Source organism: Streptomyces spiralis, assembly GCF_014654675.1.
Lineage (GTDB): Bacteria > Actinomycetota > Actinomycetes > Streptomycetales > Streptomycetaceae > Streptomyces > Streptomyces spiralis.
In genome coordinates this window covers 33,771-60,303 of record NZ_BNBC01000008.1, presented here as the reverse complement: position 1 = coordinate 60,303, position 26,533 = coordinate 33,771, and the positions used below count along the sequence as shown (strand labels likewise).

At 72.0% G+C, this 26,533-nt stretch carries 26 protein-coding genes; 11 read left to right on the top strand and 15 right to left on the bottom strand.

Going from position 1 to position 26,533, the window contains the following annotated elements:
• The first annotated feature begins 298 nt into the window (after positions 1-298).
• A complete protein-coding gene (locus tag IE318_RS11060) occupies positions 299-3,028 on the top strand; it encodes a SpoIIE family protein phosphatase (RefSeq protein WP_189899152.1) in 2,730 nt (909 codons plus the stop codon).
• 124 nt (positions 3,029-3,152) lie between these two features.
• On the opposite strand, the gene IE318_RS11055 is transcribed toward IE318_RS11060, so the two are convergent.
• Positions 3,153-4,580 carry a GntP family permease gene (locus tag IE318_RS11055; RefSeq protein ID WP_189899150.1) on the bottom strand — a complete coding sequence of 476 codons (1,428 nt, stop codon included), beginning with the start codon at positions 4,578-4,580 and terminating at the stop codon, positions 3,153-3,155.
• A gap of 140 nt (positions 4,581-4,720) precedes the next feature.
• Positions 4,721-5,710, bottom strand: a complete 990-nt coding sequence (locus tag IE318_RS11050) for a Bug family tripartite tricarboxylate transporter substrate binding protein (protein WP_189899148.1) — start codon at positions 5,708-5,710, stop codon at positions 4,721-4,723.
• Between the two features lie 99 nt (positions 5,711-5,809).
• Between IE318_RS11050 and IE318_RS11045 the strand changes: the two genes are divergently transcribed.
• Positions 5,810-7,456, top strand: coding sequence for a sensor histidine kinase (locus tag IE318_RS11045; RefSeq protein ID WP_189899145.1), 1,647 nt, complete (start codon positions 5,810-5,812; stop codon positions 7,454-7,456).
• On the top strand, positions 7,456-8,148 hold the full coding sequence (locus tag IE318_RS11040) for a response regulator (RefSeq protein WP_189899143.1): 693 nt from the start codon (positions 7,456-7,458) through the stop codon (positions 8,146-8,148). Before IE318_RS11045 ends, IE318_RS11040 begins: the two co-directional genes overlap by 1 nt.
• 99 nt (positions 8,149-8,247) lie before the next feature.
• Here the strand turns inward: IE318_RS11040 and IE318_RS11035 are convergent, their stop codons facing one another.
• The 5 genes from IE318_RS11035 to IE318_RS11015 all read right to left on the bottom strand — a co-directional run bounded on the left by IE318_RS11035 (position 8,248) and on the right by IE318_RS11015 (position 11,668).
• The gene (locus tag IE318_RS11035; protein WP_189899141.1) at positions 8,248-9,015 is read right to left on the bottom strand and encodes a DUF899 domain-containing protein; all 768 of its coding nucleotides are present in this window, start codon (positions 9,013-9,015) and stop codon (positions 8,248-8,250) included.
• A 182-nt stretch (positions 9,016-9,197) separates the two neighbouring features.
• Positions 9,198-9,551, bottom strand: coding sequence for an ArsR/SmtB family transcription factor (locus IE318_RS11030; protein WP_189899139.1), 354 nt, complete (start codon positions 9,549-9,551; stop codon positions 9,198-9,200).
• Positions 9,548-9,997, bottom strand: coding sequence for an SRPBCC domain-containing protein (locus tag IE318_RS11025; RefSeq protein WP_030176927.1), 450 nt, complete (start codon positions 9,995-9,997; stop codon positions 9,548-9,550). Before IE318_RS11025 ends, IE318_RS11030 begins: the two co-directional genes overlap by 4 nt.
• A 122-nt stretch (positions 9,998-10,119) precedes the next feature.
• Positions 10,120-11,130 carry a bile acid:sodium symporter family protein gene (locus IE318_RS11020; protein WP_189899137.1) on the bottom strand — a complete coding sequence of 337 codons (1,011 nt, stop codon included), beginning with the start codon at positions 11,128-11,130 and terminating at the stop codon, positions 10,120-10,122.
• 106 nt (positions 11,131-11,236) lie between these two features.
• A complete protein-coding gene (locus tag IE318_RS11015) occupies positions 11,237-11,668 on the bottom strand; it encodes a MarR family winged helix-turn-helix transcriptional regulator (protein ID WP_030176922.1) in 432 nt (143 codons plus the stop codon).
• A 187-nt stretch (positions 11,669-11,855) separates the two neighbouring features.
• On the opposite strand from IE318_RS11015, the gene IE318_RS11010 reads away from it, so the two are divergent.
• Positions 11,856-13,256 (top strand): DHA2 family efflux MFS transporter permease subunit, encoded by a 1,401-nt coding sequence (locus IE318_RS11010; RefSeq protein WP_373311148.1) that lies wholly within the window; start codon positions 11,856-11,858, stop codon positions 13,254-13,256.
• Between the two features lie 354 nt (positions 13,257-13,610).
• On the top strand, positions 13,611-14,219 hold the full coding sequence (locus tag IE318_RS11005; protein ID WP_229903446.1) for a hypothetical protein: 609 nt from the start codon (positions 13,611-13,613) through the stop codon (positions 14,217-14,219).
• A gap of 151 nt (positions 14,220-14,370) precedes the next feature.
• Here IE318_RS11005 and IE318_RS11000 read toward each other — a convergent pair whose 3' ends face one another.
• The 4 genes from IE318_RS11000 to IE318_RS10985 all read right to left on the bottom strand — a co-directional run bounded on the left by IE318_RS11000 (position 14,371) and on the right by IE318_RS10985 (position 16,879).
• Positions 14,371-14,877 (bottom strand): hypothetical protein, encoded by a 507-nt coding sequence (locus IE318_RS11000; protein WP_229903445.1) that lies wholly within the window; start codon positions 14,875-14,877, stop codon positions 14,371-14,373.
• A complete protein-coding gene (locus tag IE318_RS10995; protein WP_229903444.1) occupies positions 14,874-15,302 on the bottom strand; it encodes an ATP-binding protein in 429 nt (142 codons plus the stop codon). The genes IE318_RS11000 and IE318_RS10995 overlap by 4 nt, the downstream gene beginning before the upstream one ends.
• A 154-nt stretch (positions 15,303-15,456) precedes the next feature.
• Complete coding sequence (locus IE318_RS10990; protein ID WP_030176913.1) at positions 15,457-16,251, bottom strand: anti-sigma factor family protein; 795 nt, start codon at positions 16,249-16,251, stop codon at positions 15,457-15,459.
• Between the two features lie 25 nt (positions 16,252-16,276).
• Entirely contained in the window at positions 16,277-16,879 is a 603-nt protein-coding gene (locus tag IE318_RS10985) for a sigma-70 family RNA polymerase sigma factor (RefSeq protein ID WP_107473394.1), read from the bottom strand.
• 240 nt (positions 16,880-17,119) lie between these two features.
• Here IE318_RS10985 and IE318_RS44815 point away from each other — a divergent pair, with 240 nt between their 5' ends.
• From IE318_RS44815 to IE318_RS10965, 4 genes are all read left to right on the top strand, one after another.
• Complete coding sequence (locus IE318_RS44815) at positions 17,120-17,677, top strand: cupredoxin domain-containing protein (protein ID WP_229903443.1); 558 nt, start codon at positions 17,120-17,122, stop codon at positions 17,675-17,677.
• A complete protein-coding gene (locus IE318_RS10975; protein ID WP_189899132.1) occupies positions 17,674-18,663 on the top strand; it encodes a metallophosphoesterase family protein in 990 nt (329 codons plus the stop codon). Before IE318_RS44815 ends, IE318_RS10975 begins: the two co-directional genes overlap by 4 nt.
• Positions 18,660-19,061, top strand: a complete 402-nt coding sequence (locus tag IE318_RS10970; protein WP_189899130.1) for a hypothetical protein — start codon at positions 18,660-18,662, stop codon at positions 19,059-19,061. The genes IE318_RS10975 and IE318_RS10970 overlap by 4 nt, the downstream gene beginning before the upstream one ends.
• A 356-nt stretch (positions 19,062-19,417) precedes the next feature.
• Entirely contained in the window at positions 19,418-20,050 is a 633-nt protein-coding gene (locus IE318_RS10965) for a hypothetical protein (protein ID WP_229903442.1), read from the top strand.
• Positions 20,051-20,233: 183 nt separating this feature from the next.
• Here IE318_RS10965 and IE318_RS10960 read toward each other — a convergent pair whose 3' ends face one another.
• Both IE318_RS10960 and IE318_RS10955 read right to left on the bottom strand, forming a co-directional pair.
• A complete protein-coding gene (locus tag IE318_RS10960) occupies positions 20,234-20,944 on the bottom strand; it encodes a GntR family transcriptional regulator (RefSeq protein WP_189899128.1) in 711 nt (236 codons plus the stop codon).
• 28 nt (positions 20,945-20,972) lie between these two features.
• Positions 20,973-21,719: a maleate cis-trans isomerase family protein gene (locus tag IE318_RS10955; protein WP_078917283.1), complete on the bottom strand. Its 747-nt coding sequence runs from the start codon at positions 21,717-21,719 to the stop codon at positions 20,973-20,975.
• Between the two features lie 143 nt (positions 21,720-21,862).
• Between IE318_RS10955 and IE318_RS10950 the strand changes: the two genes are divergently transcribed.
• Both IE318_RS10950 and IE318_RS10945 read left to right on the top strand, forming a co-directional pair.
• Positions 21,863-22,876, top strand: a complete 1,014-nt coding sequence (locus IE318_RS10950) for a D-2-hydroxyacid dehydrogenase (protein ID WP_189899126.1) — start codon at positions 21,863-21,865, stop codon at positions 22,874-22,876.
• Positions 22,873-24,351: an amidase gene (locus IE318_RS10945; protein WP_189899124.1), complete on the top strand. Its 1,479-nt coding sequence runs from the start codon at positions 22,873-22,875 to the stop codon at positions 24,349-24,351. The genes IE318_RS10950 and IE318_RS10945 overlap by 4 nt, the downstream gene beginning before the upstream one ends.
• A gap of 87 nt (positions 24,352-24,438) precedes the next feature.
• Here the strand turns inward: IE318_RS10945 and IE318_RS10940 are convergent, their stop codons facing one another.
• Both IE318_RS10940 and IE318_RS10935 read right to left on the bottom strand, forming a co-directional pair.
• Entirely contained in the window at positions 24,439-24,936 is a 498-nt protein-coding gene (locus IE318_RS10940) for a DUF3830 family protein (RefSeq protein WP_189899121.1), read from the bottom strand.
• A gap of 88 nt (positions 24,937-25,024) precedes the next feature.
• Positions 25,025-26,497, bottom strand: a complete 1,473-nt coding sequence (locus IE318_RS10935; RefSeq protein ID WP_373311135.1) for an NAD-dependent succinate-semialdehyde dehydrogenase — start codon at positions 26,495-26,497, stop codon at positions 25,025-25,027.
• Positions 26,498-26,533: the final 36 nt, after the last annotated feature.

Sequence of the window (26,533 nt, the reverse complement as noted above, 5' to 3'; positions counted from 1 at the left end):
GACGAGCGAGCCCCCAGGCGGCACGCGGCCCCCGTCGAAGATCACCCGATCGGACGGCTCCGGGAGCGGTGCCGGCCCTGGGGAGAAACCGTGTCAAGAATCGGCTTCTGTCGAGAACTTCAAGGAACCGATTTCTGGACGACCTCACCGTTGGGGACGCGCGCCTGCCGGCGTGCCAGGCCGGGTGGCCGGCCCCGGCCGGAATCGGACGCGAGTCGGCTCCGGCCCGAAGCAGGCGCAAGATTGAAGTATGTCCGGATGCCGCATCCGATCCAGCTCTTCCCCGGCTGAGTGGTTCATGGACAGTGCCGCCGGTGGCCGGCGGCGAGGGCGCCCTTCGGTGCTGAGCGTCCGCAGTGTCGTCGGCCAGATGTTCCTGCTGCAGGTGGCGGTCGTGCTCCTCCTCGCCGTCGCAGGGGTCGTCCTGCTGGTCCTGACGACCCAGCGGGAGAGCGTCCGCGAGGCCGGCAGTCGTTCGCTGGCCGTCGCGCAGGGCTTCGCCAGTTCTCCCGGAGTCGCGGAAGCCCTCGGGTCCCAGCATCCCACCGCGGCGCTGCAGCCGCGGGTCCAGCAGGCCCAGAAGCGCACCGCCGTCGACTTCATGGGCGTCCTGAACCGGCGCGGAGTCTACGTGGCCCTCTCCTCCATGGCGGGCCGCCCCGGTGTGCGCACCACGACGGACATGGCCGACCTGTTGGCCGGGCGGACCGTGACGGAGGAGGGTGTCGGCTCTCTCGGGCCTCAGATCCGGGCCTTCGTCCCGGTCAGGGATCCTGGCGGCCCGGTGGTCGGCGCGGTCGGCGCCGGGGTCACCCTCGAACACGTCAGCGAGAGGGTCACGGGGCAGCTGCCGATGGTGCTGGGCGCCACCGCCGGCGCGGTCGCCGTCACCACGGGCGGGGCGGCGGTGCTCAGCCGACGCCTGTGGCGCCAGACCCGTGGCCTCGGCCCGGCCGAGATCACCCGGATGTACGACCACCACAACGCGGTGCTGCACTCGGTGCGGGAGGGGGTGCTGATCATCGGAGGTGACGGGCGGCTGCTGCTGGCCAACGACGAGGCCCGGCGGCTGCTGGGCCTGCCCGCGGACGCCCAGCGGCGCCCGGTCTCGGATCTCGGTCTGGACACGCACATGGCCGAGTTGCTGACCTCGGAGCAGGTGGTGACCGACGAGGTGCACCTGGCGGGTGATCGCCTGCTGGCGGTGAACGTACGGCCGACCGCCGCCCACGGCGGACCCGCCGGGACCGCGGTGACGCTGCGCGACACCACGGAGCTGCGGGTGCTGGCGGGCACGGCCGAGGCGGCCCGGGACCGTCTGAAGCTGCTGTACGACGCCGGGACACGCATCGGTTCCACGCTGGATGTAGTGCGTACGACCGAGGAACTCACGGAGGTGGCGGTGCCGCGCTTCGCCGACGTCGCCACCGTCGAGCTGCTGGAGCCCGTCCTCAGGGGCGACGAGCCCCCGGAGGGGCACACCGGGATGCGCCGGACAGCGGTCAGCGGCCTCCCCAAGGACTCACCGCTGTACCCGCTGGGCGAGCTGGTCGGCTTCGCGCCCACCACACCCGTGGCGGCGGGCGCGGCGGGCGGGCACGCGCTCCTGGAGGCCGATCTGAGGACCGCGGTCGGCTGGCGCGCTCAGGATCCCGAGCGGGCCCGAAGACTCCTGGGCCACGGCATCCGCTCGCTGATCACCGTGCCGTTGCGGGCTCGGGGCATGGTGCTGGGGTTGGCCGACTTCTGGCGGCTGCGGAGCACCGAGCCGTTCGTGGAGGAGGATCTGTCGTTCGCCGAGGAGCTGGCGGCACGGGCGGCGGTGGCGATCGACAACGCCCGCCGCTACACCCGCGAGCACACCATGGCGGTGACGTTGCAGCGCAGCCTGCTGCCGCGGGGCGTGCCGGAGCAGTCCGCCCTGGAGGTGGCCCACCGATACCTGCCCTCGCAGAGCGGGGTGTGCGGCGACTGGTTCGACGTCATTCCGCTGCCCGGCACACGTGTCGCGCTGGTGGTCGGTGACGTCGTGGGCCACGGCCTGCACGCGTCGGCGACCATGGGCCGGCTGCGCACCGCCGTGCACAACTTCTCCGCACTGGACCTCTCCCCCGACGAGCTCCTGGCCCACCTGGACGAGCTGGTCGCCCACCTGGACCAGCCGGCCGCCGACGCGGACGGCGGCGAGGCCGACGGCATCACCGGCGCCACCTGCCTGTACGCCGTCTACGACCCGGTCTCCGGTGTGTGCACCATCGCCAGCGCAGGGCACCCGGGCCCCGCCCTGGTCCGCCCCGACGGCACGGTCGCCTTCCCGGACACACCCCCCTCACCACCGCTCGGCCTGGGCAGCGGTCACCCGTTCGAAACCGCCGTGCTGGAGCTGCCGGAGGGCAGTCGGCTGGCCCTGTTCACGGACGGACTGCTCGTGAACCGCCGGCGCGACCTCGACACCGGCCTGGCGCTGCTGCGAGACGCCCTGGCCCGCCCCGGCCTCGGCCCGGAACAGACCTGCCAGGCGGTCCTGGACGCCCTGCTCCCGGAACGCCGCAGCGACGACATCGTCCTGCTCGTCGCCCGCACCAGGCTGACGGACCCCTCCCGGGTCGCCGAGTGGGACGTGCCCCCGGACCCGGCGGCCGTCTCCCGCGTCCGCTCCGAGACCGCCCGTCAGCTGGAGGCCTGGGATCTGCACCTGACCGCCTTCAGCACCGAGCTGATCGTCAGCGAGCTGGTCACCAACGCCATCCGGTACGGCGCCCCGCCCATCCGGTTGCGTCTGCTGCTCGACCGAAGCCTGATCTGCGAGGTCGCCGACGGCTCCAGCACGTCCCCGCACCTGCGCCGCGCCCGGCTCACCGACGAGGGCGGCCGCGGCCTGTTCCTCGTCGCCCGGTTCGCCCAGCGCTGGGGCACCCGGTACACCTCCCGGGGCAAGGTCATCTGGACCGAGCAGGCGCTCCACGGCGCGGCCGCGGAACCCGCCACGGACCTCGCCGACGTCCTCCTCGACCACTGGGACGCTTGACGGAAACCGCCACACGGCCGGGGGCCCGACGGCGGGTACCCCCCGGCACGCGCGCGTCGCACAGCCGGCCGGCGGGTGCTGCCCGCCGCGGTGCGCTGTCGCTCGGCACGAGCAGGTGACACTGTCAGGCGAACACGGACACCAGGAGAGCCATGCCGAGTCCGAACACGCTCACCAGTGTCTGGACCACGGTCTGGGTCTTGGCGGCCTGGGCGAGGTCCATTCCGAACGACTCCTTCACCAGCCAGAAGCCCGCGTGGTTGACGTAGTTGAGGCCGATGGAGCCCGCGCCGATCGCGACCACGAGGAGGGATGCCTCCAGTCCTCCGCCGTGACCGATGAGCGGGGCCACGATGCCCGTCGCCGAGACGATACCGACCGTGGCCGAGCCCGTGGTCAGCGACAGGAGCAGGGCGATGAGCCAGCCCAGCACGATCACGTTGAGGTGGGCGCCCCTGGCGGCCGAGGCGATGGCGTCGCCGATGCCGGAGTCCTGCAGGACCTGCTTGAACGCTCCCCCGCCACCGATGATGAGGAGGATCGCGGCGATGGACTTCAGGCTGTCGGTCAGGGATGCGCGGGTGTCCTCACCGGAGCGGCCGCTGCCGACGACCGTCACGGCCAGGGCGAAGAGCAGTCCGGCGAGCATCGCCACGAGCGGCTCCCCGACGAATCCCAGGGCGGCCCGCAGACCGTCGCCCTCGTCGAGCAGGGTCTCGGCCAAGGTGCGCAGCAGCATGAGGACGACGGGAACGAGAACTGCGGCCACGGCAAGGCCGGTGGGCACACCGGTGCGGGGCGGCGCGGCCGTACGGAGCTGAGCGCCGGGACCCGACGAGGCCGGAGCCGCGACCCGCTCGGGTCCGGTGAACTGCGCCACCAGTTCGGCGTCGGGCCGGACGTCGGGGAGCCGGGGCGCGATCCAGCGGGCGTAGACCGGGCCGGCCAGGACGACGGTGGGCAGGGCGCAGATGATGCCGACGGCGAGCGTGAGACCCAGATCGGCGTGCAGGCCCGTCATGGCGGTCAGCGGGCCGGGGTGAGGCGGGAGCATACCGTGCAGGGTGGACAGGGAAGCGATGGCGGGCACGCCGAGGAGGACGTACGGGCTGCCTTTCGTGCCGCCGTGATCCTCCAGCCTGCGGGCCACGCTGAAGATCAACGGCAGCAGGACGATCAGGCCCACCTCGAAGAACATGGGGATGCCGATGACGAACGCCGCGGCTCCGACCAGCCAGGGCAGCCTGCGGGTGTCGGACCGGTCGACGAGGGCGCGCGCGATGACGTCGGTGGCTCCGGAGTCGGACAGCAGGCGGCCGAGCATGGCGCCCAGGGCGAGGGTGACGCCGACGTCGCCGAGGGTGCCGCCCGCGCCGTCCTCGATCGACCCGACGAGGTCGGCGACGGGCTCTCCCGCCGCGAGTCCTGTGCCGACCGTGACCACCACCAGCGCGACGAACGGATGGATGCGCAGCCGTGAGTTGATGAGGTAGATCAGCGCGGCGATCGCCACGGCGAGGATGAGCAGCAGCCACCAGCTGTGCGCGGTCATACGGGTACCTTTCCAAGGACATGCCAAGGCAGGTGAGTCAGCAGGGCATGCGTGAGTCACGGGCCTGTGCGGGTCGTCAGGGTGTGAGAAGGAAGCGCCGGTCGCCGTGTCCGCCGGTCGGACGGGACGGCGGGACGGGGTCAGGCCAGTCCGAGACGGGTGATCAGATCGGCCACAGCCCGGTCCTCCCGGGTCAGGTATGTGGTGAAGGCGGAGCCACTGAGGAAGGCGTCGGTCCAGCCGTGGCGGGTGAGTTCGGCCTTCCACTGCCGGGACGCATGCAGTGCCCTCAGCGCTTCGATCCACTGGGCGCGGTCCGCGGCCCCGATACCGGGTGGGGCGACGATGCCCCGCCAGTTGTCGAAGACCAGGTCGATACGGGCGGCCTTGAGCGTCGGTACGCCGGGCAGCGCCGCGACCGGCCGGTCGCTCGTGACTGCGAGCACCCGCAGCTGGCCGGCCGCGATCTGGTCGAGAAACTCGCCGATACCGCTGGTGGCGAAGTCGACCCTGCCGTCCAGCAGCGCGGGCAGCAGCTCGCCGCCACCGCCGTCGTAGGCGAGGTACTTCACCCTTCCCGGATCGATGCCGACCGTTCCGGCCAGCTCCATGGGCATGAGGTGGTCCGGGCCGCCCAGGGACGAGCCACCGCCGACCCTGAGGCCGCCGGGCTGCTCGCGCCACGCGGCGACCAGGTCGCCGATGGTGCGGTACGGCGAGTCGCTGCGGACCACCACGGCTTCGGGCTCCTCGATCAGACGTGCGAGGGGCGTGGTCTGCGCGACGGTCACCCGTGCGTGCGCGACGTGCGAGGCGCCCAGCACACCGAGGCCCATCTGCAGGGCGAGCCGGCCGTTGCCCCGTTCGTCGACGACGCGCTGCAGACCCACCGTGCCACCCGCTCCGGGCAGGTTGAACACCTGCACGTCCGCGGCGGTCCGGGTCTCCTCGAGCACGCGGGCCACCGTGCGTGCGGTGGTGTCGTAGCCGCCTCCGGGCGTGTTCGGCACCATGATCCGCAGTCCGTCGTCGGGTGCGTCCCCGGCGCCCGGCCACACACCGCAGGCCGCGAGAAGCGCCGACAGCACGGCCGCGAGGGCGCCCGACAAGGCTCGTCTGCGACCTCTCATGGCACCTCTCTTTCGCTTCTCGCCGGACGAACGTCATGATTGTGCGACCTGGCGGAGGCCGCCGCCCAGGTTGTGTCAGAAGGAGAGATTGAGTTCGTTGTGGTCGCCACGTTCCGTCGCCATACGCTCGCGGGGCAGATGCTGGTGCTCCAGCTCGCGATCGTCGTGGTGGTGCTGCTGGCGGTCGCCGCGGTCTCGCTCGCGCAGTCGGAGACCACGTTCAACCGCGTGGAAGGCCGCCGGGTGAGTGCGCTGGCCGAGCAGCTGGCCGCCCAGCCGCTGGTGCGCAGCCGACTGGTGGGGCCCGCACCGATGGAGGCGCTGGCCCCGCTCGTGCATTCCACACGGGTGCAGTCCGACGTCACCTCCGTCACCGTGGCCGACCGCGACGGCCGTGTCGTCAGCTCGACCAACCCCACTGTGGTCGGTGAGCGGCTGCCGCTGGGCCCGGGGGTAGGTCGTGGGCGCGGCTGGTCGGGGTCGCTGGACTGGGACGGCAGCAGGGAGCTGGTGGCGCAGGTGCCGGTGCTGGGCGCGACCGGGAGCAACCTCGGCCGGAACCTGGGCACGGTCATGATCGGCGAGGCGTCGCCGACGGTGTGGAAGCGGCTGAGCGGAGCCTCCTCCTACCTGCTCATCTACCTGGGCATCGCCAGTGCGCTCGGCGTCGTCGGCTCCTGGCTGCTGGCCCGGCGCGTCAAACGCCAGACGCTCGGCCTGGAACCGCGGGAGATCACCGGGCTGGCCGAGCACCGCGAGGCGATGCTGTACGGCATCGTCGAGGGCGTCGTCGCCCTCGACCCCCAGCACCGTGTGACCCTCATCAACGACATGGGCAGGCGGCTGCTGGACCTGCCCGAGGACTGCGTGGGCCGCGACCTCGCCCAGCTCGGCGTCGAGGGACGCCTGCTCGACGTCCTGACCGGCGCCCAGGAGGAGGCGCCCGACCGGCCGGACGAGGTCGTCGTCCGGCACGGCCGTGTCCTGGTCATGAACCGTATGACCGTGGTCAAGGACGGACGGCCGCTGGGTTCCGTCACCACCCTGCGTGACCGCACCGAACTCGCCCGGCTGGAACGCGAGATCGGTTCCTTCCGCAGCACCTCGGAGCTGCTGCGTGCACAGGCCCATGAGTTCGCCAACCAGCTGCACACCATCTCCGGGCTGATCCAGATCGGCGAGCAGGAGGAAGTGGTGCGCTACATCCGCGCGTTGAACCAGCGCCGTCAGTCACTGGACATGACCATCGGCCGGAGGGTGCGGGACACCGCGGTCGCCGCCCTGCTGATGGCCAAGGCCTCTCAGGCCGCCGAGCGCAAGGTCACCCTGCGGGTCTCGGACCGCACGGCACTCGACCGGCTGGTCCCCGAGGACGCCGCCGATGTGGCGACCGTGCTCGGCAACCTCGTCGACAACGCGATCGACGCCGCCACGACCGGACACAGTGCGGTTGCGGAGCCATGGGTGCAGGTCGAACTGCGCCAGGACGCGGCCAGTGTGGAGATCGTGGTCCGCGACTCCGGCCCGGGTGTCGCTCCCGAACTCGCCCAGGAGGTCTTCGCCCATGGCTTCACCACCAAGGCGGCCCAGCAGGGTGAGCGCGGCATCGGACTCGCCCTGACCCGGCTCGTCTGCGAGCGCCGCGGCGGCGAGATCGCAGTGACCAACACCGCCGAGGGCGCGCAGTTCACCGCCCGCATGTCCGTGCGGCACTCCGCCGGCGCGGTAACGGAAGGATCGACCTGATGACGGAGCAGGCAGGCAGCATCGACGTACTCGTCGTCGACGACGACTTCATGGTGGCCCGGGTGCACCGCACCTTCGTCGAGCGGGTTCCGGCCTTCCGCGTGGTGGGCACGGCACACACCGGCGAACAGGCGATCGCGGCCGTCGACGCACTCCGGCCGGATCTGGTCCTGCTCGACCTGTACCTTCCGGACCTCTTCGGCCTTGAGGTCATCCCCCGGCTGCGCACCGCCGGGCACGACTGCGACGTGATGGTCATCAGCGCGGCCCGTGAGGCCGAGACCGTGCGGGGCGCGGTACGTCACGGCGTCGTCGACTACCTCCTGAAGCCCTTCGACCACGAGGACCTGCAACCCCGCCTCGAACGGTACGCCGCCCGGCGCGGGCGGCTGCTCACCACGGTCGTCCGCGGCCAGGCGGACGTGGACCATGTCCTGGCGGGAGCGTTCGCACCCCCCGTGGGCAGCACTCTCCCGAAGGGGCTGAGCGTGGAGACCGCGGCGCTGATCGAGCACGCCCTGCGTGACGCGGACGGCACGGTCTCCGCCGCCGAGGCGGCGAGCGCCACCGGCATCTCCCGGGTCAGCGCCCGCCGATACCTGGAGTACTTCCACGCCACGGGCAACGCCGACGTCTCCCTGCGCTACGGCACGGCCGGCCGTCCGGAGCGCCGCTACAGCTGGCGGACTTGAGGATCGTCCGTCACGTCCAGGACGAAGCGCCGGCCCGAGTCCCCACCGGATTCGCCGTCTCCCTGGCACCTCCCTGTCCGGCCGGCGCCTCGTCGTCTGTCACCTGTTCTCGTACTCGTCGTGGCGGCGCCACCAGAAACCGGTCTCGTTGCGTCCGAGCGGCGCGCGGTCGAGCCACTGGTACATGCCCCACAGCACGTCCAGCCCGCGCTCGTACGTCGAGTAGGTGTGGTGCACGACGCCGTCCTGGAGGGCGAACGCGCTCATGCCGGGCCCTTCCCGCCGGTACGTCGGCCAGTCCGTGCCGCACGTCGCGGCCATCTCGACCAGTGCGGGGTCCTCCTCACCGCTCTCCGGGGGCCCCACGTCCATCGGGCGGAAGTTGTACTCGACGAATCCGGACTCCCACTCCTCCTTGGTGTGGGCCACCCCGAAGTCGTGGTTGAAGTCGCTGCCGAACGACGAGGCCCAGGGGAAGCTCCAGCCCATACGCCGCCGGTAGGCCTGGAGTTTCGCCAGCGGCGCCCGCGACACCGCGCACAGCGTGACGTCGTGGTGCGCGAGATGGGCGACGGAGCCGTCGAAGCCGTCCGCGATCGCCGAGCAGGAGGGACATCCCGCCTGGTAGTCCGGCCCGAACATGAAGTGGTAGACGAGCAGCTGCGAGCGCCCCTCGAAGAGATCGGCCAGGGACGCCGTTCCCTTGTCCGTCTCGAAGCGGTACTCCTTGTCGATCCGGACCCAGGGCAGCTCCTGTCGCTGCCGCGCCACGGCGTCGCCGCGCCGGGTCAGCTCCTTCTCGGCCTCGAGCAGCTCCAGCCGGGCCGCCAGCCACTCCTGACGTGTTCCGGTCCTGTGGGCGGTCATGGTCCGTCTCCCTTCCCTCTTCCCGCCTTCCTGTCTGCCTCCCTCTTTCGTGTTCCTTCCTTTCCGGGTTCGTCCCGTCCTCGTCGGCCCTGCACGCTCGTCGTCCCGCACGCTCGTCGTCCCGCACGCTCGTCGCACCGCACGGCCAGGTCAGACGTTCCTGGGGCGCGAGACCGACCTGGCTAGTTCGCATCCCGTTCCGCGGCCTCGGCGGCGCGCTTGATGTTCGCCAGGCGCCGGTCCCAGTCGGCCGCGAGCGAGGCCATCCACCGTGCCGTCGCGTCCAGTGCCGCCGGCCGCACGGCGTAGCGCACCTCGCGTCCGACCCGGCTGCCGGAGACCAGCCCGGCGGCGTCCAGGACGGCGAGGTGCTTGACCACCGCCTGCCGCGAGACGGGGAGCCGTTCGGCGAGCGTCGTGGCGGTGGCCTGCCCCTGTGCGGCGAGCAGATCGAGCAGTTGCCGTCGTGTCGGGTCGGCCAGCGCGGCGAGCACGCTGTCGACCGCGGAGGCGTCGCCGCGGTGTTCGTCCGTCACACGGACGGCTGTTCTTCGGCGCGCTTCTTCAGCGCGTCGAGCTCCAGCGGCCAGCCGCCGGTGTTGTCCTTCAGCGCCTTGTTGCGCAGTTCCTCGGACCCCGACAGCCTGGCGAAGCCGCTTTCCACGACGCGGAGCCGCGTCCCGTCGCCCTCCGGCGTCAGGGTGAACTCCACGAGGGTGCTGTTGTCCTCGCGCAGCTCTTCCCCGGGGAACGCGCTGGCCCAGCGGTAGGCCAGGTACGTCGGCGGGTCGACCTTCTCCACGCGCACCGGGAAGTCGCCGTACTCGGGGTTCCTCGCCACCATCGACTCGCCTTCCCTGGCCACCGTGCCGGGCAGGCTCGCCTTGTCGGCCACCCAGAACCCGGGCTGGGCCACCAGTGACCAGACCCGTTCCAGGGATGCCTGGATCAGGGTCTCGCGTTCGATCCGGTCCTCGCTCATGAGGGCACTCCTTCACTCACGTCCTCGAATGTGCAACCCCAGAGTTGCACGCCGACCCCGCATGCGCAACTCGACGGTTGCATAACGATCGGGTGACGCGGGCCTTGATCACCGGCCGCGGCTCACTCCTCGGCGCCGCCGGGCGTCCGGTGCGTACGCCGCGCCATGCCCGCGGCGACGAGCGCGCCCGAGATGTTGTGCCACACGGAGAAGACGGCCGCGGGCAGCGCGGCGAGCGGGCTGAAGTGGGCCGTCGCGAGCGAGGCGGCGAGACCGGAGTTCTGCATGCCGACCTCGAAGGCCATCGCACGGGAGGCGGGCCGGCCGAGACGGGCGAGCCGACCGCAGCCGTAGCCGAGGGCCAGCCCGCAGCCGTTGTGGAGCACGACCGCCAACAGGACGGTGAGGGCAGCGGACTTCAGGGCGTGGGCACTGCCCGCGACGACCACGGCGACGATGACGGCGATCGCGAGCGAGGACAGCCACGGCATGGCGCCGAGCACCCGCTCGACGTACCTCCCGGCGGCCAGGCGCACCACGAGCCCGGCGATCACGGGCAGCAGCACGGTCTTGAGGATGTCGGTCACCATCGACCCGGCGTCGACGGGCAGGTACTGGCCCGCGAGCAGCAGCGTCAGCGGCGGGGTCAGCAGGGGCGCGAGGACGGTGGAGACGGTGGCGACGGAAACGGACAGGGCGACGTCACCGCGGGCGAGATAGGTGACCACGTTGGAGGCGGTGCCGCTGGGCGCGCAGCCGACGAGGATGACGCCGGCCGCGAGGGCGGGCGACAGGTGCAGCAGATGCGCGATCAGCCACCCGAGCCCCGGCATGATCACGTAGTGGGCCACGAGGCCGAGGAGGACCGCCCAGGGCCGGCGGGCCACGCCCTTGAAGTCGTCGAGGGACATGGTGAGCCCCATGCAGAACATGACCACGCCGAGGAGGTAGGGCACGTCGGTGCCGTACACGGCGAAGGTACCGGGAAGGGCGAGGCCCGCCACGCCCGCGGCGATGACGAGGAGGGGAAAGACGGTGACGGCTCGGCGGGCGGCACGGTCCGCGGGGGCGGATCCGGCCGCGTCCAGGGTCGTGCCGGTGGCGGTGCGCGGGGCGTGAGGGCTGCTCTGCATGCGATGCATGTAAGTGCCACGTATCAATGTGCGGCAACCGCGTCTCGCGATCCGGGCCGCGCCACGCGGACCGGCCCGCCGCCGCAGCCCGCTGAACCCGCCGTCGTCAGCCGGTGGTCTCGCGAATGCGGGCGAGCAGGGCACGCAGTCGCTCGCGGTCCTCGGCGGTGAGGGCCGCCGTCGCCTCGGCGAGCGCCACGCGGTCGATCTCCTCCGCCTCGCGATGGCAGCGCAAGCCCTCGTCGGTCAGACGCAGCAGGAACGCCCGCCGGTCCCGAGGATGGCGCACCCGCTCCACCAATCCGTCGCGCTCCAGACTGTCGACGATGGTGGTCGTGGTCCGGGCCGCGATCCCCGCCATCTCGCTCAGGTCCCGCATCCGCAGGGGCTGTTCCGCCCGGGCCAGCATCCTCAGCGCGCGCAGCCGGGCGACCGACGCTCCCCCCTCCCGCAACCGGGCCTCCACGAACTGCCGCAACCGGTACGTCGTTTCGTAGAGCTCGTCGACCAGGATGTCGCTGCTGCCGTGCACCGCCATGGAACGTCTCGATTCCCTTCTGCCCCCGACTCTGCCCGCGAGCGAAAACCCATTCTATGAGCAGACACATAGTGTGTATGCTCAGCATGTGTCTCCACGTCGCTTCGCGCTGCCTGCTCTCCCCCTCCCCTCCTCCTTCTCCTCCCGCCTGAGCCAGCGCCTCGTCGTCCCCGTGATGTGCGTCAGCGTGACCTTCATCGCCATCGCCGACGGCGCGATCACCACCGTGGCGCTGCCGGCCATCGCCCGGCAGTTCCACCTGACGACGGCGGCCCTGGACGGGGTCGTCGTGGTCTACCCGGTCGCCCTGGCCATGGCCATCCCGGCGTCGGCCTGGCTGGTCGAGCGGTTCGGCGGAAAGCGCGTCCTGCTGACCGCGCTGGTCGGCTTCCTCGCCGCCTCGCTGCTGTGCGGCACGGCCGCATCCCTCGGTCAACTCGTCGCCTACCGTGCGGTGCAGGGACTCTCGGCCGGCGTGCTGTTTCCCGCCTCGGCTGCGTTGCTGTTCGCCACCTTCACCTCCTCGGAGCAGGTGCGCATATCCCGTTACATGATCATTCCTCAGCAGATCGCGCCGGCCGCCGCGCCCGTCCTCGGCGGGCTGCTGGTGGACCACCTGACCTGGCGGTGGGTCTTCTACGTCAATCTGCCGGTGGGCCTGCCGGCCGCGCTGTTCGGGGCGCTGTTCCTGGGCGGGCACCGCGGCGGCCGGCCGGGGCGCTTCGACCTGCCGGGCCTGCTGCTGAGCGCGGCCGCACTGGGCAGCGTGATGTTCGGCATCTGCGAGGGCCCCAACCGCGGCTGGTCGTCGGCCGCGGTCATCGTCTCGCTGGCGGTGGGGACGGGGCTGCTGGCCTCGGCGGTCGTGGTCGAACTGAGGGTGCAGGAACCGCTGCTGAAGCTCCGTCTGTTCGGGCACCGGCTCTTCCGGGACACCAACCTGATGAACCTGGTCGGCCTGATCCCCATCCTCGGCGCCATGTACATCGGCCCGCTCTTCCTGCAGCAGGCACAGGGACGTACGGCTCTCGAGTCCGGCCTCACCACCTTCCCCGAGGCCTTCGGCGTCCTGCTGACCGTCCAGGTCGTCGGCGTCCTGTACGCCAGGGTCGGTCCGCGCCTCATCATCGGCTGCGGCCTGGTCGGCGTGTGCGGGGTGCTGCTGCTCTTCGCCACCTGCGATGCGCACACCGGCCTGTGGACCTTCCGCGGCTACATGTTCCTGCTCGGCCTCGCCATGGGCTGCTTCTTCGTGCCGACGACGGTGGCCTCGCTGGCCACGATCGGCCGGCAGGACCTGGCCCAGGCCTCCACGCTGAACACCGTCGTGCGCCAGACCGGTGGCGCACTCGCGCCGGCGGCGGTCACCACCGCCCTCGTCCTGGGCACCCCGCCGGCGACGGCCGCGGACCCGCCCGTCACCGCCTACCAGCACGCCTACCTCGCGCTCGCGGCGATCGCCGCGGTGGTCGCGGTCTTCGCCTTCACACTCCCGGACGGACCCGCTCGCGCCGCCGCCCGTGGCGGCACCGCCACCGCCGGCCGGCCGGCCCTCCTCCGCCGCCGACGCGAACGGATCGACGGATAGCCCCTGGCCCCTGCCAAGTGACGGATGATCAGAGGGGCCGGAGGACACAGGACGGCGGCATGTCAAGCACCGACCCGCCGTACGGGACGATGCTCCCCGCTGCTCCAAAGGTGACTCGGCGTCAGAAAATCACCTCCAAGGGCTAATTGTCCGTCAATCCGCCAATCCGACATGGCACTTTGCTTCTCCGCCCCTGTCCGCGGAGGAGGTGCGCGAGCGCTCCGGATGCCCCGATCGGCCCCTGCCGCCTTCGTCCCTGTTGTTCCCGAAATGACAGCTATGGGGGGCATCAGTACGTTCGATCACACATCGGCTGCCGAGCCGATCGCTCCCTGAGACAGGAGAAGCAGAGCCATGATCATCACCCGTTCGCACGCGATGACCACCGCCGTCGCGGCTGCCGCGGCCCTGGCCGCGAGCGGCATCACCTACGCCTCGGCCGCCGTCGAACCGTCCCAGGCGATTCCCGCCGTCCGTCAGGCGCCCGCTCCCGCCCAGGCCCCGATGGGCGGCGACACCGGGAACAACAACAACAGCAAGGGCAACGAAGGCCACGAAAACAATCATGGCGGCAATCATCGCCACTACGAGGAGGGGTGGATCCACATCAACGAGCGCTCCTACTCCGCCCACCCGGGCGGCTGCGTCGTCGTGGTCAGCGGCCTGGGTTCCACGAGCCTGAACATCCGCAACGACAGCCGCAGGACCATCGAGGTCTTCCGCGGGGTCACCTGCGACAACGGCGCCCCCATCGCCACCGTCGGACCCCGCAGCGAGAGCAACGGCGTGACGCCCGGTCAGGCCGGCGACGTGTTCGTCAAGAACGGGGTGGTGGGCAGCTTCCGGGTCATCGACCGCTACGACGACTGGGACGACTGGGGCGGCCGCGGTGACCGCGGCGACCGCGGCGACGACCGGGGTGACCGAGGCGACTACGGGGACGACTACGGGGACGACTACTAGAGGCAGCCGCACCACGCAGGCGAAGCGGAACGCCGGCCCGCCGTAATCGCGCCGGACCTCTGACGCCCGCACCACGAAGACACAGAATCCCGGCCCGCCGTAATCGGGCCGGGGTTCTGCCTTCCGGGGCGCGGCGGCGCCGAGAACGGTGTCAGCCGGCGGGGAACCCGGCGGCGCTCCAGGCGGCGTACTCCTGGCGGACGTAGGGTCGGCGGCCGAGGTCGAACTCGACCGAGTCGGGGCGGTGCGGGCCGGCGACCAGGTCGGGGTGGCGGCGGTCGTACAGCACGAGTTCCTCGGCGGTGCGTATCGCGGCGCCGACCGCGTCGGTGCCGGGGGCGTCCAGCGCCATCCGGTCCATGAGGGCGGCCCGGCGCAGCAGCAGGAGGCGCTCGGCAGTCAGGGCATCGCGGGGCGGAGCGGTGACGGACCTGGCCTGGCGGCCGTCTCGCTCGGCCCCGAGCGCGAGCACCTCGTGCATCTCGCGGCGCAGGCACGGGGCGTTCGCGTAGGCCTGCCGCGGGACCGGGGCGTCGAATCCCTCGCCGGTGCCGGGGTCGACGTTTCCCCCGCCGGTGGCCGGGTCGATGCTCGCGGTCCCCGCGCCGCAGGGCCCGGCGTGACGGCACGGCTCACAGCCGTGGTCGCGGCCGGTCATGCGCGGCACCGGAGGTGGGCGCGGACTTCGCGGCCGCCGCACGTCTGGTGTATCTCGGTCGACTGCGCGAGGTACTGGACGATGCCGGTGCCGCGGCCGTGTTCGTCCGGGGCCACGTCATGTCGGCGGTGCTCCACGGGAGTTCCGGAGTCGGTGACCACGATGTGCAGGGTGTCGTGGTCGAGGACGAGCAGCAGCGTCATCGACTCGCGGCCGTACCGGGCGGCGTTGGCGGCGAGTTCGTCGACGATGAGGACGGCGGAGTCGCGCTCGCTGTCGGGAACGCTCCAGCACCCCAGCAGGTCCGCCGCGAAATGACGGGCGGCGGATACATGCGCCTCGTGCGCGGGCAGGGTGAGCTGTGCCTGGTGGCGCCACGGCCGCGGGAGCGGCGCGTTCGTCGGGGGGAATTGGGTCACAGACATGGTCTTCTGGCTCTTCTGTGCAAGGTGCGGAAGCCGGAGCGCGAGGCCGCCGAGGACGGCGGGGGCGGTTGTTCCTTCCGGAAACTCCGAGGGTGTGCTCATTGGGTTTCACGGTTGGCGGGTGCCGGACGGTTCGACACTTTTGCGGCTTTTCTCACGCGCGGACCGTGACCAGCTTCTGGCCGTTGCCCGCGACGATCTCAAAGTGCCCGATGGCCGTCGGAGACATGGCGACCGCCCCTGGGATCATGGTGCCGGACGGGTACTCGCCCGCTCGCCAGGTCGCGCCGTCGACCCTTGCCCCGCCGGGCCCGACGGCCTGCAGCCGGCAGGTGATTCCGGCGGGCGCACCCTTGGCGGAGACCTGGAGCACGCTGCCCCAGGCGGCGGCGGAGACCTTCACCGACGCCGAGACACCGGTGACGGGATCGGTTCCGGAGAAGGTGCGTACGGGCGTCGGCGCGGTGGGTGCGGGCCGTGTCGCCTCGGGGCCCACGCTTCCGACGGTGGCCAGCCAGGTGCCGCCGGCCGCCGCCGCGACGAACATCAACGAGGCGGCGGCGCCCGCCAGTTGCAGCCGCCAGGTCCTGCGGCGCCGGGCCGCGGCCTGTTGGAGCAGCCGGTCGAGCAGGCCCGGCTCGGGCGCCGGCGGTGCCGTGGCCGCGTCGGGCCGTGCGGGCGCGGAACCCCGCGCGCTCTCGGCCGCCCGGGCCACCAGCCGATCGGCCAGTTCGTCGCCGGGCGCCGGCACCGTCCGGTCCGAGATCTCGGCCGCGGTGACCGTCGACAGCAGCGCGGGCAGTCCCGCCAGCTTGGCGTGCTCCGCCCGGCACTCGTCGCACACCGCGAGGTGGGCGCGCACCTGCTCCATGTCCGCGGGCGGCAGCGCGCCCAGGACGTAGCCTCCCAGCGCCAGCCGGAGATCCTCGTGGTCCGCGTTCTCGTTCATGGTCCACACCTCCCGCCGTGCGCGCTCATGGCTCGATGCCCCGTTCCTGAAGCGCCAGCCGCAGGGCCTGCAGGGCGTAGTAGGTCCGCGACTTCACGGTGCCCAGGGGGATGCCCAGGACCTCCGCGGCCTGCGCCATGGTCCGGCCCCGGTAGTACGTCTCCAGCAGTACGGCTCGGTGGTCCGGGGACAGCGTCCGGACCGCGTCGGCCACCGCCCAGCTCTGCAGCGCCTGCTCGATCTGGTCCTCGGCCGGTGTCTGCTCGGCGGCCCGCTGGAATGCCTCGCCGTCCGCCTCGGCAGGCCTGGCCTGCCGGGCCCGGTGGGCGTCGATGACCAGGTGCCGGGCGACCGTGCACAGCCATGCCCGGGCCGGGCCGCGTGCGGGGTCGAACGCGGCGGGGTGCTGCCACGCCCGCAGCAGCGTCTCCTGCACCACGTCCTCGGCCCATTGCCGGTCTCCTGAGGTCAGCCGCAGCACGTAGTGGAACAGGGCTCCCGCGTGCTCGGCGTACAGAGTGCGAAGCAGTTCCTCGTCGGCGGTCGAAACGGTCCCTTTACCGGAGACACGGCTCGCGGAGCGATCCGGATCGGTCGTCGGCCCACGTTTTCGGGAACTCCAGGGCATATGCCGATCATCACATATATGTCCTGCTTTCGCCGTGCAACACAGGGCAGGACGCCGGTGACGCTGCGGACAGTACGAAGCCTGCCGCGCTCGGCGTGATCGCCAATAAATCCCACAAAAGGTGCGAATCAACCGAACCTTGCGGCACCTGCCACCCGTGGAGCCAGACAAGGGCCGATCGTGTGCCCCGCCGGCACACCCCCGCCCCCGGCCCCCTCCGGATCAGCAAGGACCACGATCATGCACCTCAATCTTCGTCCACCAGGCCGGCGATCCCGCGTCGCGGCCACCCTGGCCGGCGCCGCCGTCGCCACCGCCGGCGCGCTGGGTCTCCTGAGCGCGTGCGGCCACTCGGACTCCTCGCCCAGCGGAGCCGGAGCCCTCACACCCGGCCAGGGGCAGCACCAGACGGCCGGGATGCCCGGTGACACCGGCCAGAACGTGCAGGGCGGCACGGGGGGCTCCCACCCCAGCGACTCGCCCATGCCCCACATGACCATGTCCATGAGCCCGGGCAAGGGATCGTCGACGGCGCCGGTGTCGGGGCACACCGTCGCGATCAAGAACTTCGCCTTCTCCCCGGCCACCCTGAAGGTCACCGCGGGCACGACCGTGACCTGGACCAACGAGGACACCGACGCCCACACCGTCACCAGCACCTCGTCGGGCGGCCCGCTGCACTCCGCCGCCCTGGCCACCCACGACACCTACCGCTACACGTTCACCAAGCCCGGCACCTACGCCTATCTCTGCACGATCCACCCGTTCATGACCGCCACCGTGGAGGTGACCCGATGACCGAGTACCCCGACCGTCACGACCGGTTGCCGGACGCCGATGCCGAGCCGCCCGCCGAGGAGCACGGGATGACCCGGCGCCAACTCATGCGGCACGCGGGGTGGTTCGGCGGAGCAGTGGTGCTGACCGCCGCCGGCGGCGAGGTGATCAGCCACATCGCCGGCTCCCAGGCCACCGTCGCGAACGCCGCCGCCGCGAGCGACGGGGCGCTGCGGTTCGTCCAGGTCTCCGACAGCCACATCGGCTTCGACGGCCCGGCGAACACGGACGTCGCCGGCTCCTTCACCGAAGCGATCCACCAGGTCAACTCACTCGGTTTCCGGCCGGACTTCGTCATGCACAGCGGCGACCTGACCCACCTGTCCACGAAGTCCCAGTTCGACCAGGTCAAACAGATGATGACCGGCATGCGGACCGACCGCGTCTTCACCGTGCCGGGCGAGCACGACTCCATCGGCGACGCGGGCCGCGCCTACCGGCAGACCTTCGGCAGGGGCACGCTCGGCGACGGCTGGTACAGCTTCGACACCCACGGTGTGCACTTCGTCGCCCTGGTCAACACCCTGAGCCTGGAGAAGCTCGGCCACCTGGGCAACGAGCAGATCGACTTCGTCCGCAAGGACCTCGCGGGAGTGTCCTCGGACACCCCCGTCGTGGTCTTCAGCCACATACCGCTGTTCGCCATGTACCCGCGGTGGGGCTGGAGCACGGACGATGCCCTGAAGGTCATCGCCCTGCTGCGCCGGTTCTCCTCGGTCACCTGCCTCAACGGGCACGTCCATCAGCTGTTCACCAAGACGGAGGGCAACATCACTTTCCATTCCGCCACCACCACCGCCTACCCGCTGCCGAAGCCCGGCCGGGCCCCGGCCCCCACTCCCCAGGTCGTGCCCGCCCGGCAGCTCAAGGACGCCCTCGGCATCCGCACCGTCGGCTTCCGGCAGGGCGACCGGGAACTGGCCGTCAAGGATCAGAGGCTGGCATGAGCGACCGACGCGTCCTCTCTGCCACCCTGCGTGCGGCGATCGCCGCCACACTCGCGGGCAGCGGTTACATCCACGCCCAGCTCTACGTCGACGAGTACCGCTTCATCCACGTCGTCGGCCTCCTGTTCCTGCTCCAGGCCAGCGTCTCCTTCGCCGTCGCGGCCCTGCTGCTGATCGGGATGCCGCCACTGCTGAGAGTGGCCGCGGCCGGTGTGGCCCTCGGCGCCCTCGCCGGCTTCGCCGCCTCACGCACCGTCGGCGTGTTCGGGTTCACCGAGAAGGGCCTGCAACCCGCCCCGCAGGCCCTCCTCAGCCTGCTGGCCGAGACCTGCACCCTGCTGCTCCTCGCCGTCTGGCAGGCAACCGTCCCCGACCGTGTCGTGGCCGCCCCCGCATGACGGGGGTCAGTGCGCGGCCCGCCGCGGCGGGCCGCGCCGCCGCGCCCGCTCTCCCACCACCCCGGCGGCCCGCACGTCAAGCACGACGCGCCGGGAGCTCCGCCCCGCCGCCGCCACATGGGTGAGCGAGCATCAGGAGATCACCTGTAAGGCCTAATCGCCAGTCAATCGGCCAGCGCCTCGCACCCTTTTGACATGGCATCAGCTCTCCGGAACAACGTCCTGGACGCCCCCGTCGACCATGCGAAGCCTCGATTTCGATATGCCTGAAATGACAGCCATTGGGGGCGTTAGTACGTTCAATCACACATCGGCCGCCGAGCCGAGCTCATCTCTGAGACAGGAGAAGCAGTGCCATGATCATGTCCCGATCGCACGCGATCAGCGCGGCCGTCGCGGCGGCCGCAGCCCTGACCGCGACCGGCATCACCTACGCCGCGGCCGCCTCCGCGCCCGAGGCCCGGACGGCCCCGGCACCCGCCGTCGTCCGGCAGGCGCCCGCTCCCGCCCAGGCCCCTCTGGACGGCGGCACCCAGAGCGGCAACGGAAACAACGGGAACAAGGGCAATAACAACAACAACGACGACGAAGACGACAACGGCTACGGCGGTGGCGGTGGCGGTGGCGGCGACCGCGGCGGCGACCGCGGCGGTGACCGCGGCGGCGACCGCGGCGGCGACAGGGACTTCGACAAGGGCTGGATCCACATCAACGAGCGGTCCTACTCGGCCCGTCCGAGCGGCTGCATCACCGTGGTCAGCGGCCTGGGCTCCACCAGCCTCAACGTCCGCAACGACAGCCGCCGTACCGTCGAGGTCTTCCGCGGCGCGACCTGCGACAACGGCGCGCCCATCGCCACCGTCGGCCCCCACAGCACCAGCGACGGCGTGCGGCCCGGCTGCACCCGCGGCGTGAGGGTCAAGGACGGTGTCGTGGCCAGCTTCCGTGTCGTCGAGCGCCACAAGGGTGACAGGGACGACGACTACTGAGCGGGCCGTACGACGCCGGCGACGCGGAACTCCGGCCCGCCGTAATGGGGCCGGCGCTCCGTCCACCGGGCGCCTGACACGGATCCCCGGCCCGTCGTACACGGGCCGGGGATCCGAACCGGTTCCGGGCCCCGCCCGGGGCACCCCGCTCGCCTCTCCTGCGGCGCACCGAGGCGCCGAGGGTCAACCGCTGACGGCTTCCGTGCGCGACGGCACCCCAGGGACCGCCCCCTCCGGCCCCTCGGTCAGCCTCCGTACGGCGTCCTGCATGTGCTCGTCCACCAGCCGCAACAGCCGCTCCTCGTCTCCGTCGCGGATGGCCTCGATGATCGCGGCGTGTTCGTCGACCATCACGTCCGGCACGGGGTACTTGTCCTGCAGCGCCGTGATGCACATACGGGTCTCGACGAAGAGTGTCTGCGCCATGCGCTTCAGGCGGGGGCTGCCGGACTCCTCGACGAGCACCTGGTGCAGTTCGGTGTCCGCCGCGCTGAGCGCCGTGGGGTCGCCGCGTCGCGCGGCCTCCGCCATGGCGCGGTGCACAGCCGCGAGCCGGTCCGCCGTGCCCTGCGGATCACGTCGCAGTATCAGCCGGCACGCGGCGGACTCGACCGCCGTACGGGCGAGGTAGATGTCGCGTACGTCGTCCTCCGTGAGGGTCGTCACGAAGACTCCGCGGTGCGGTTCGCTGTGGGCGATGCCCTGCTGGACGATCCGCTGCATCGCCTCGCGCAGCGGGCCTCGGCTGACGCCGAGCTCCGCGGCCAGCTCGGCCTCCCCGAGCTGGGTGCCGGGCGCCAGGGTCCCGTCCATGATCGCCTCCGTCAGCCGGCGGGCGATCGCGACGGCGGCGGGCTCCCGTCTGACGGGCTGCAGCCGTTTGGCTCCCGGCATGTTCTCTTCTCCTTCTTCGGTGCCGCCGTCACCCGGCGGCGGACGGCGTGGGCGGAGTGGCGCCCTCACGGAACAACCGTCCGAGGCCGGTCCGCGGGGCGCTGTCCCCGGCGAGCCGCAGCCCCTCCCAGACGGTGACCTGGTTGGCGGTCAGCACCGGCTTGCCGACGGCCCCCTCCAGTTCGTCCAGCCAGGCGGCGGTGTGCAGGGCAGTGTCCGGGAGCAGGACGGCCTCCGCCTCCGGGTGGTCGTTGGCCTTGACCAGGTCGACGACCTGCTCGCGGGAGAGCGTACCGACCTCCGCCGCCGTGACGATGCCCCTCCCCGACACCTGCGCCACCCGCACCTCCGACTCCTGAAGGAAGCGGACGAAGTACCCGGCGACGTCCTCCGGATAGGTCGCGGCGACGGAGACGCTGCGCACACCGAGCGCCCGCAGTGCGTGCACGAAGGCGAAGGAGGTGCTGGACGCCGGGACGCCCGCGGCCTGGGCGAGCTCAGCGGCCTGCTGGCCGGCGCCGTGGCGTCCGTAGATGAAGCTGGCGCTGGTGCAGGCCCACATGACGGCGTCCATGTCGTGGTGCTCGAGTTCCGCCAGTCCCCGGGTGAGCCGGTGGATGGCGCCCATCTCCAAGAGGGCGTCCACCCGGTGCGCGTCCTCCCCCATGTCCGTGTGCGCGAGAGGCAGTCGTACTCCTGGGCCGAGCAGGTCCTCCAGCAGCGGATAGTCGTCCTCCGCGGAGTGGCCGGGGTAGAGGAAACCCACCGTCGTGATGCGGTCAGCCACGTGCGATCGCCCTCCCGAGACCGACTGTAGATTGTTGACAATCCTACGGAACGGCCCCTAGGGTGTCAATCGGTTCCAAGGACCGACACGGACCGGACCAGGCGCGCATCGCAGCGACCGAAGGGCTGGGCATGAGGACGACCGAACTCCCCCTCGTCGTCGTGCTGGGAGAACAGGAGCCGCCGCTCCTGGACCGCATCAAGGACCGCGCCCGGCTGCGCCGCGTGGGCGAGCCCCATCTCGCCGACGCGCTGCGCGCGGCCGACGCCCTGTTGGTGTGGGACTTCCTGACCGACGCGCTGCCGGCCGCCTGGCCCGAGGAGGGCGGACCGCGCTGGGTGCACACCGCGAGCGCGGGCGTGGACAAGCTGCTCTTCCCCGCGCTGCTGCGCTCGGACGCCGTGATCACCAACTCCCGCGGTGTCTTCGAGGAACCGATCGCCGAGTACGTGGCGGGACTGGTCCTCGCCATGGCCAAGGACCTGCCCGGCACCCTCGACCGCCAGCGCTCGCGGACCTGGCAGCACCGGGCGACCGAGCGCGTGGCGGGCACCCGGGCGGTGGTGGTCGGCGGCGGACCCATCGGACGGGCCGTGGCCCGGGTGCTGGGCGCCCTCGGGCTGCGGGTGACGCTGGTCTCCCGCAGGGCGCGCCCGCACGACGCCGAGTTCGGCCGGGTGCACGGCTTCGGTGAACTGCCCGGTCTGCTGCCGGAGGCGGACTGGCTGGTGAGCGCCGCGCCGCTGACCGACGAGACCGCCGACCTGTTCGATGCGACCCTGTTCGCACGGATGAAGCGCGGCGCACGGTTCGTCAACGTCGGCCGCGGCCCGCTCGTCGTGGAGGACGACCTGGTGGCGGCGTTGCACGAGGGCAGGCTCGCGGGGGCCGCGCTGGACGTGCTGCGCCAGGAGCCGCTGCCGGCCGACAGCCCCCTGTGGAGCGTGCCGGGACTGCTGATCTCCCCGCACATGTCGGCCGACACCCACGGCTGGCTGGAGGACCTCGCGGAGCTGTTCCTCGCCAACTTCGCGTGCTGGGCCGCGGGCCGGCCCCTGCGCAACGTCGTCGACAAGACCCTGGGGTACGTGCCCGTCGGCGAGGCACCGGGCGGCACCCCGCACACCGAGGAGGGCTCGTCATGACCGCAGCCACCGACCAGGACGCCGGCGCGGGGCGGGCCGGGCGGCCCGACGCGCGGGACGACTTGTGCGCACGGACCGCCACCGAACTGGTCGCGGGCTATCGGGACAACAACCTCTCGCCCGTCGAGGTCGTCGACGCCGTACTCGACCGGATCGAGCGGCTCGACCCGCTGGTGAACGCCTACTGCCTGGTCGACCCCGAGTCGGCCCGCCGTGACGCCGCCGCCTCCGCGGACCGCTGGCGGCGGGGTGAGCCGTGCGGGCTGCTCGACGGGGTGCCGGTCTCCATCAAGGACCTGCTGCTGACGAAGGGCCTGCCCACGCTGCGCGGCTCGCTGAGCACGGACCCCGGCGCGCCCTGGGAGCAGGACGCGCCGTCGGTGGCGCGCCTGCGCGAACACGGCGCCGTCCTCGTCGGCAAGACGACCACCCCGGAGTTCGGCTGGAAGGGCGTCACCGACAGTCCGCGCACCGGCGTCACCCGCAACCCGTGGGACGTGACGCGCACGTCCGGCGGCTCCAGCGGGGGCAGCGCGGCCGCCGTCGCGCTCGGGCTGGCCCCGCTCTCCGTGGGCACCGACGGCGGCGGCTCGGTCCGTATCCCGGCCGCCTTCTGCGGCGTCTTCGGGTTCAAGCCCACGTACGGGCGGATCCCGCTCTACCCCGCGAGCCCCTTCGGCACCCTCTCGCACGCGGGGCCGATGACCCGTACGGTCGCCGACGCCGCGCTCATGATGGACGTGCTGTGCGGCGCCGACGACCGCGACTGGTCCGGACTGCCGCCCTGCGAGCGCGGTTTCGGTGCCGAACTGGACGCGGATCAGGACGTGCGCGGGCTGCGCGTCGCCTACAGCCCGACGCTCGCGGGCGCCCCGGTCGAGCCGGATGTCGCCGCGCGCGTCCGGCACGCGGTCGACGTGCTGGCCGGTCTCGGGGCCGAGGTGGAGGAGGCGGACCCGGGCTTCGCCGACCCGGTCGAGGCGTACCACACGCTGTGGTTCGCCGGCGCCGCCAAGGTGGTGGAGCACCTGTCCCCCGAGGAGTTCGGGCGGCTCGACCCGGGGCTTCGGGAGGTGTGCCGCCTCGGCGCGTCAATGAGCGCCCTGGACTATCTGGGTGCCGTTGAGGCACGGATGGCGCTCGGGGTGCTGATGGGCCGCTTCCACCGCACCTACGACCTGCTGGTCACGCCGACGCTGCCGCGCACCGCGTTCGAGGCGGGCCACGAGGTCCCGCCGGGCAGCGGCCTGACCAGGTGGACCGGCTGGACGCCCTTCACCTACCCGTTCAACCTGACCCAGCAGCCGGCGGCCACCGTGCCGTGCGGCACGGCGTCGGACGGGCTGCCGGTGGGAGCGCAGCTGGTCGCGGCCCGGCACCAGGACGGCCTGGTGCTGCGGGCGTCGCACGCGCTGTTCGAGGCCCTGGCGGCCGAGGGCACCGTGTCGGCGGCGCCGGTCACGCCGCGCGGCTGAGTGCCGTCGCGGGTCGACTGCCGCACGCACCAAGGGCGGTGGCCCTCCGGCAACCGCCCTGTGTCACCGCCGCTCCTGTGTCACCCCCTAGGCCCGGCGGAAGACGAGCGACTCGCCGATCACACCGGACAGCCACAGGTCCTGTGCCGCCTCGGCCATGCGGTCCAGGCCCTCGACGATGGTGCCGAAGATCGTGGCGGGCACGAAGCCGGTGTCGGGGTTGAGCAGCAGGTTGTTGCGCTCGTAGAAGACGGCGAGGTCCACGATCTTCTGCGCGGCCTGCGGCCGGCCGCCCTGGGCGTAGCCGTGCGAGCTGGTGTTCAACTGCCACTGGGCGAAAGAGAAGTAGGCGACGTCGCCGGGGATCGGTGTGATCGTCGGGTTCTCCGTGCCCGGTTCCTCCGGCGCGAACGCCGGTACCAGCGTGTAGATCTCGTTGCGCGCGTACTTGCCGTGGAAGACGTCCTTGCCCAGCGGCAGGGCGTTCCACACCGCCTCGCAGGTGCGCGGCGCCCGGTCGTCCAGCAGCCTGGCCACGCAGCTGACTCCGCGCTTCTCCAGGGAGATCTCGATGTGGCGGTCCATCTCTCGGCGCTCTCCGTTCCCCGGCCTCCCGGCCGGTGCGTCGCTCGGGTGGTGTGCTGTGCGGTGCCCCGTCGCCTGTCGGCAGGCGTCAGTCCATCGGCATCGCCAGGTAACGGGTCTCCAGGAACTCCTCGATGCCCACCCGGCCGCCCTCGCGGCCGAGCCCGGACTGCTTGACGCCGCCGAACGGGGCCGCGGGGTTGGAGACGACTCCCTTGTTCAGCCCGATCATTCCGGTCTCCAGCCGCTCGGAGATCCGGAAGGCGCGCCGCAGGTTCTCCGTGTAGAGGTACGACACGAGGCCGTACGGTGTGGCGTTGGCGGCCGCGATCACCTCGTCCTCGTCGTCGAAGGGGACGACCGGCGCCACGGGCCCGAAGATCTCCTCGTGCAGCAGGGCGGCGTCCGGGGGGACGTCCACGAGCACCGTGGGCGCGTAGAAGTAGCCGTCGCCCGCCGGGGACTCGGCGCCGGTCAGCGCCTTGGCCCCGCCGTCGAGGGCCTGCCCGACCAGGTGGCGCACCTTGCCCCGGCCGTCCTCGTCGATCAGCGGCCCGACCTCGACGCCCGGCTCCGTGCCGCGCCCGATGCTCAGGCCGCCCATGCGCCGCGCCAGACGGCGGGCGAACTCGCCGGCCAGGCTCGCGTGCACGTACAGGCGGTTGGCGGCCGTGCACGCCTCGCCGATGTTGCGCATCTTGGCCTGCACCGCTCCCTCGACCGCCGCGTCGAGGTCGGCGTCCTCGCAGACGATGAACGGCGCGTTGCCGCCGAGCTCCATCGACACCCGCAGCACCTGCTGCGCGCTCTGGGCGATCAGCAGCCGCCCGACGGCGGTGGAGCCGGTGAAGGAGACCTTGCGCAGCCGGCCGTCCCGCATCAGGGGTTCGACCACCTCGCCCGGCCGGCTGCTGGTGACGACGTTGAGCACGCCGTCGGGCAGTCCGGCCTCGGCCAGGATGCCCGCGAGCGCCAGCATGGACAGCGGTGTCTGCTCGGCCGGCTTGACGACCATGGTGCAGCCGGCGGCGACGGCGGGACCGATCTTGCGGGTGCCCATGGCGAGGGGGAAGTTCCACGGTGTGATCAGCAGTGCCGGCCCGACCGGGCGGCGCATGACCAGCAGCCGGTCCCTGCCGTCCGGCGAGACGGCGCAGCCGCCCTCGATCCGTACGGCCTCCTCCGCGAACCAGCGGAAGAACTCGGCTGCGTAGGCCACCTCGCCGCGTGCCTCCGTCAGAGGCTTGCCCATCTCCAGGGTCATCAGCAGGGCCAGATCGTCGATCCGCGCGTGGATCAACTCGTAGGCGCGGCGCAGGATCTCGCCGCGTTCGCGCGGTGGGTGGGCGGCCCAGGACTCCTGGGCGCCGTGCGCCGCGGCCAGTGCGTCGAGGGCGTCCGCGGCCTCGGCGTCGGCGACGGTGCGCAGCGGCCGGGCCAGCGAGGGATCCTCGACCTCGAAGACGGCTCCGGAGGCGGCGGGCCGCCAACCGCCCCCGATGAAGAGGCCGGTGGGAACGGCGTCCACCACCGCCCGCTCGTGTTCCGCCTGTGTGGTCACTGCGCACCCCCAGTGCTGTGGGGACTCCCGCCCGGA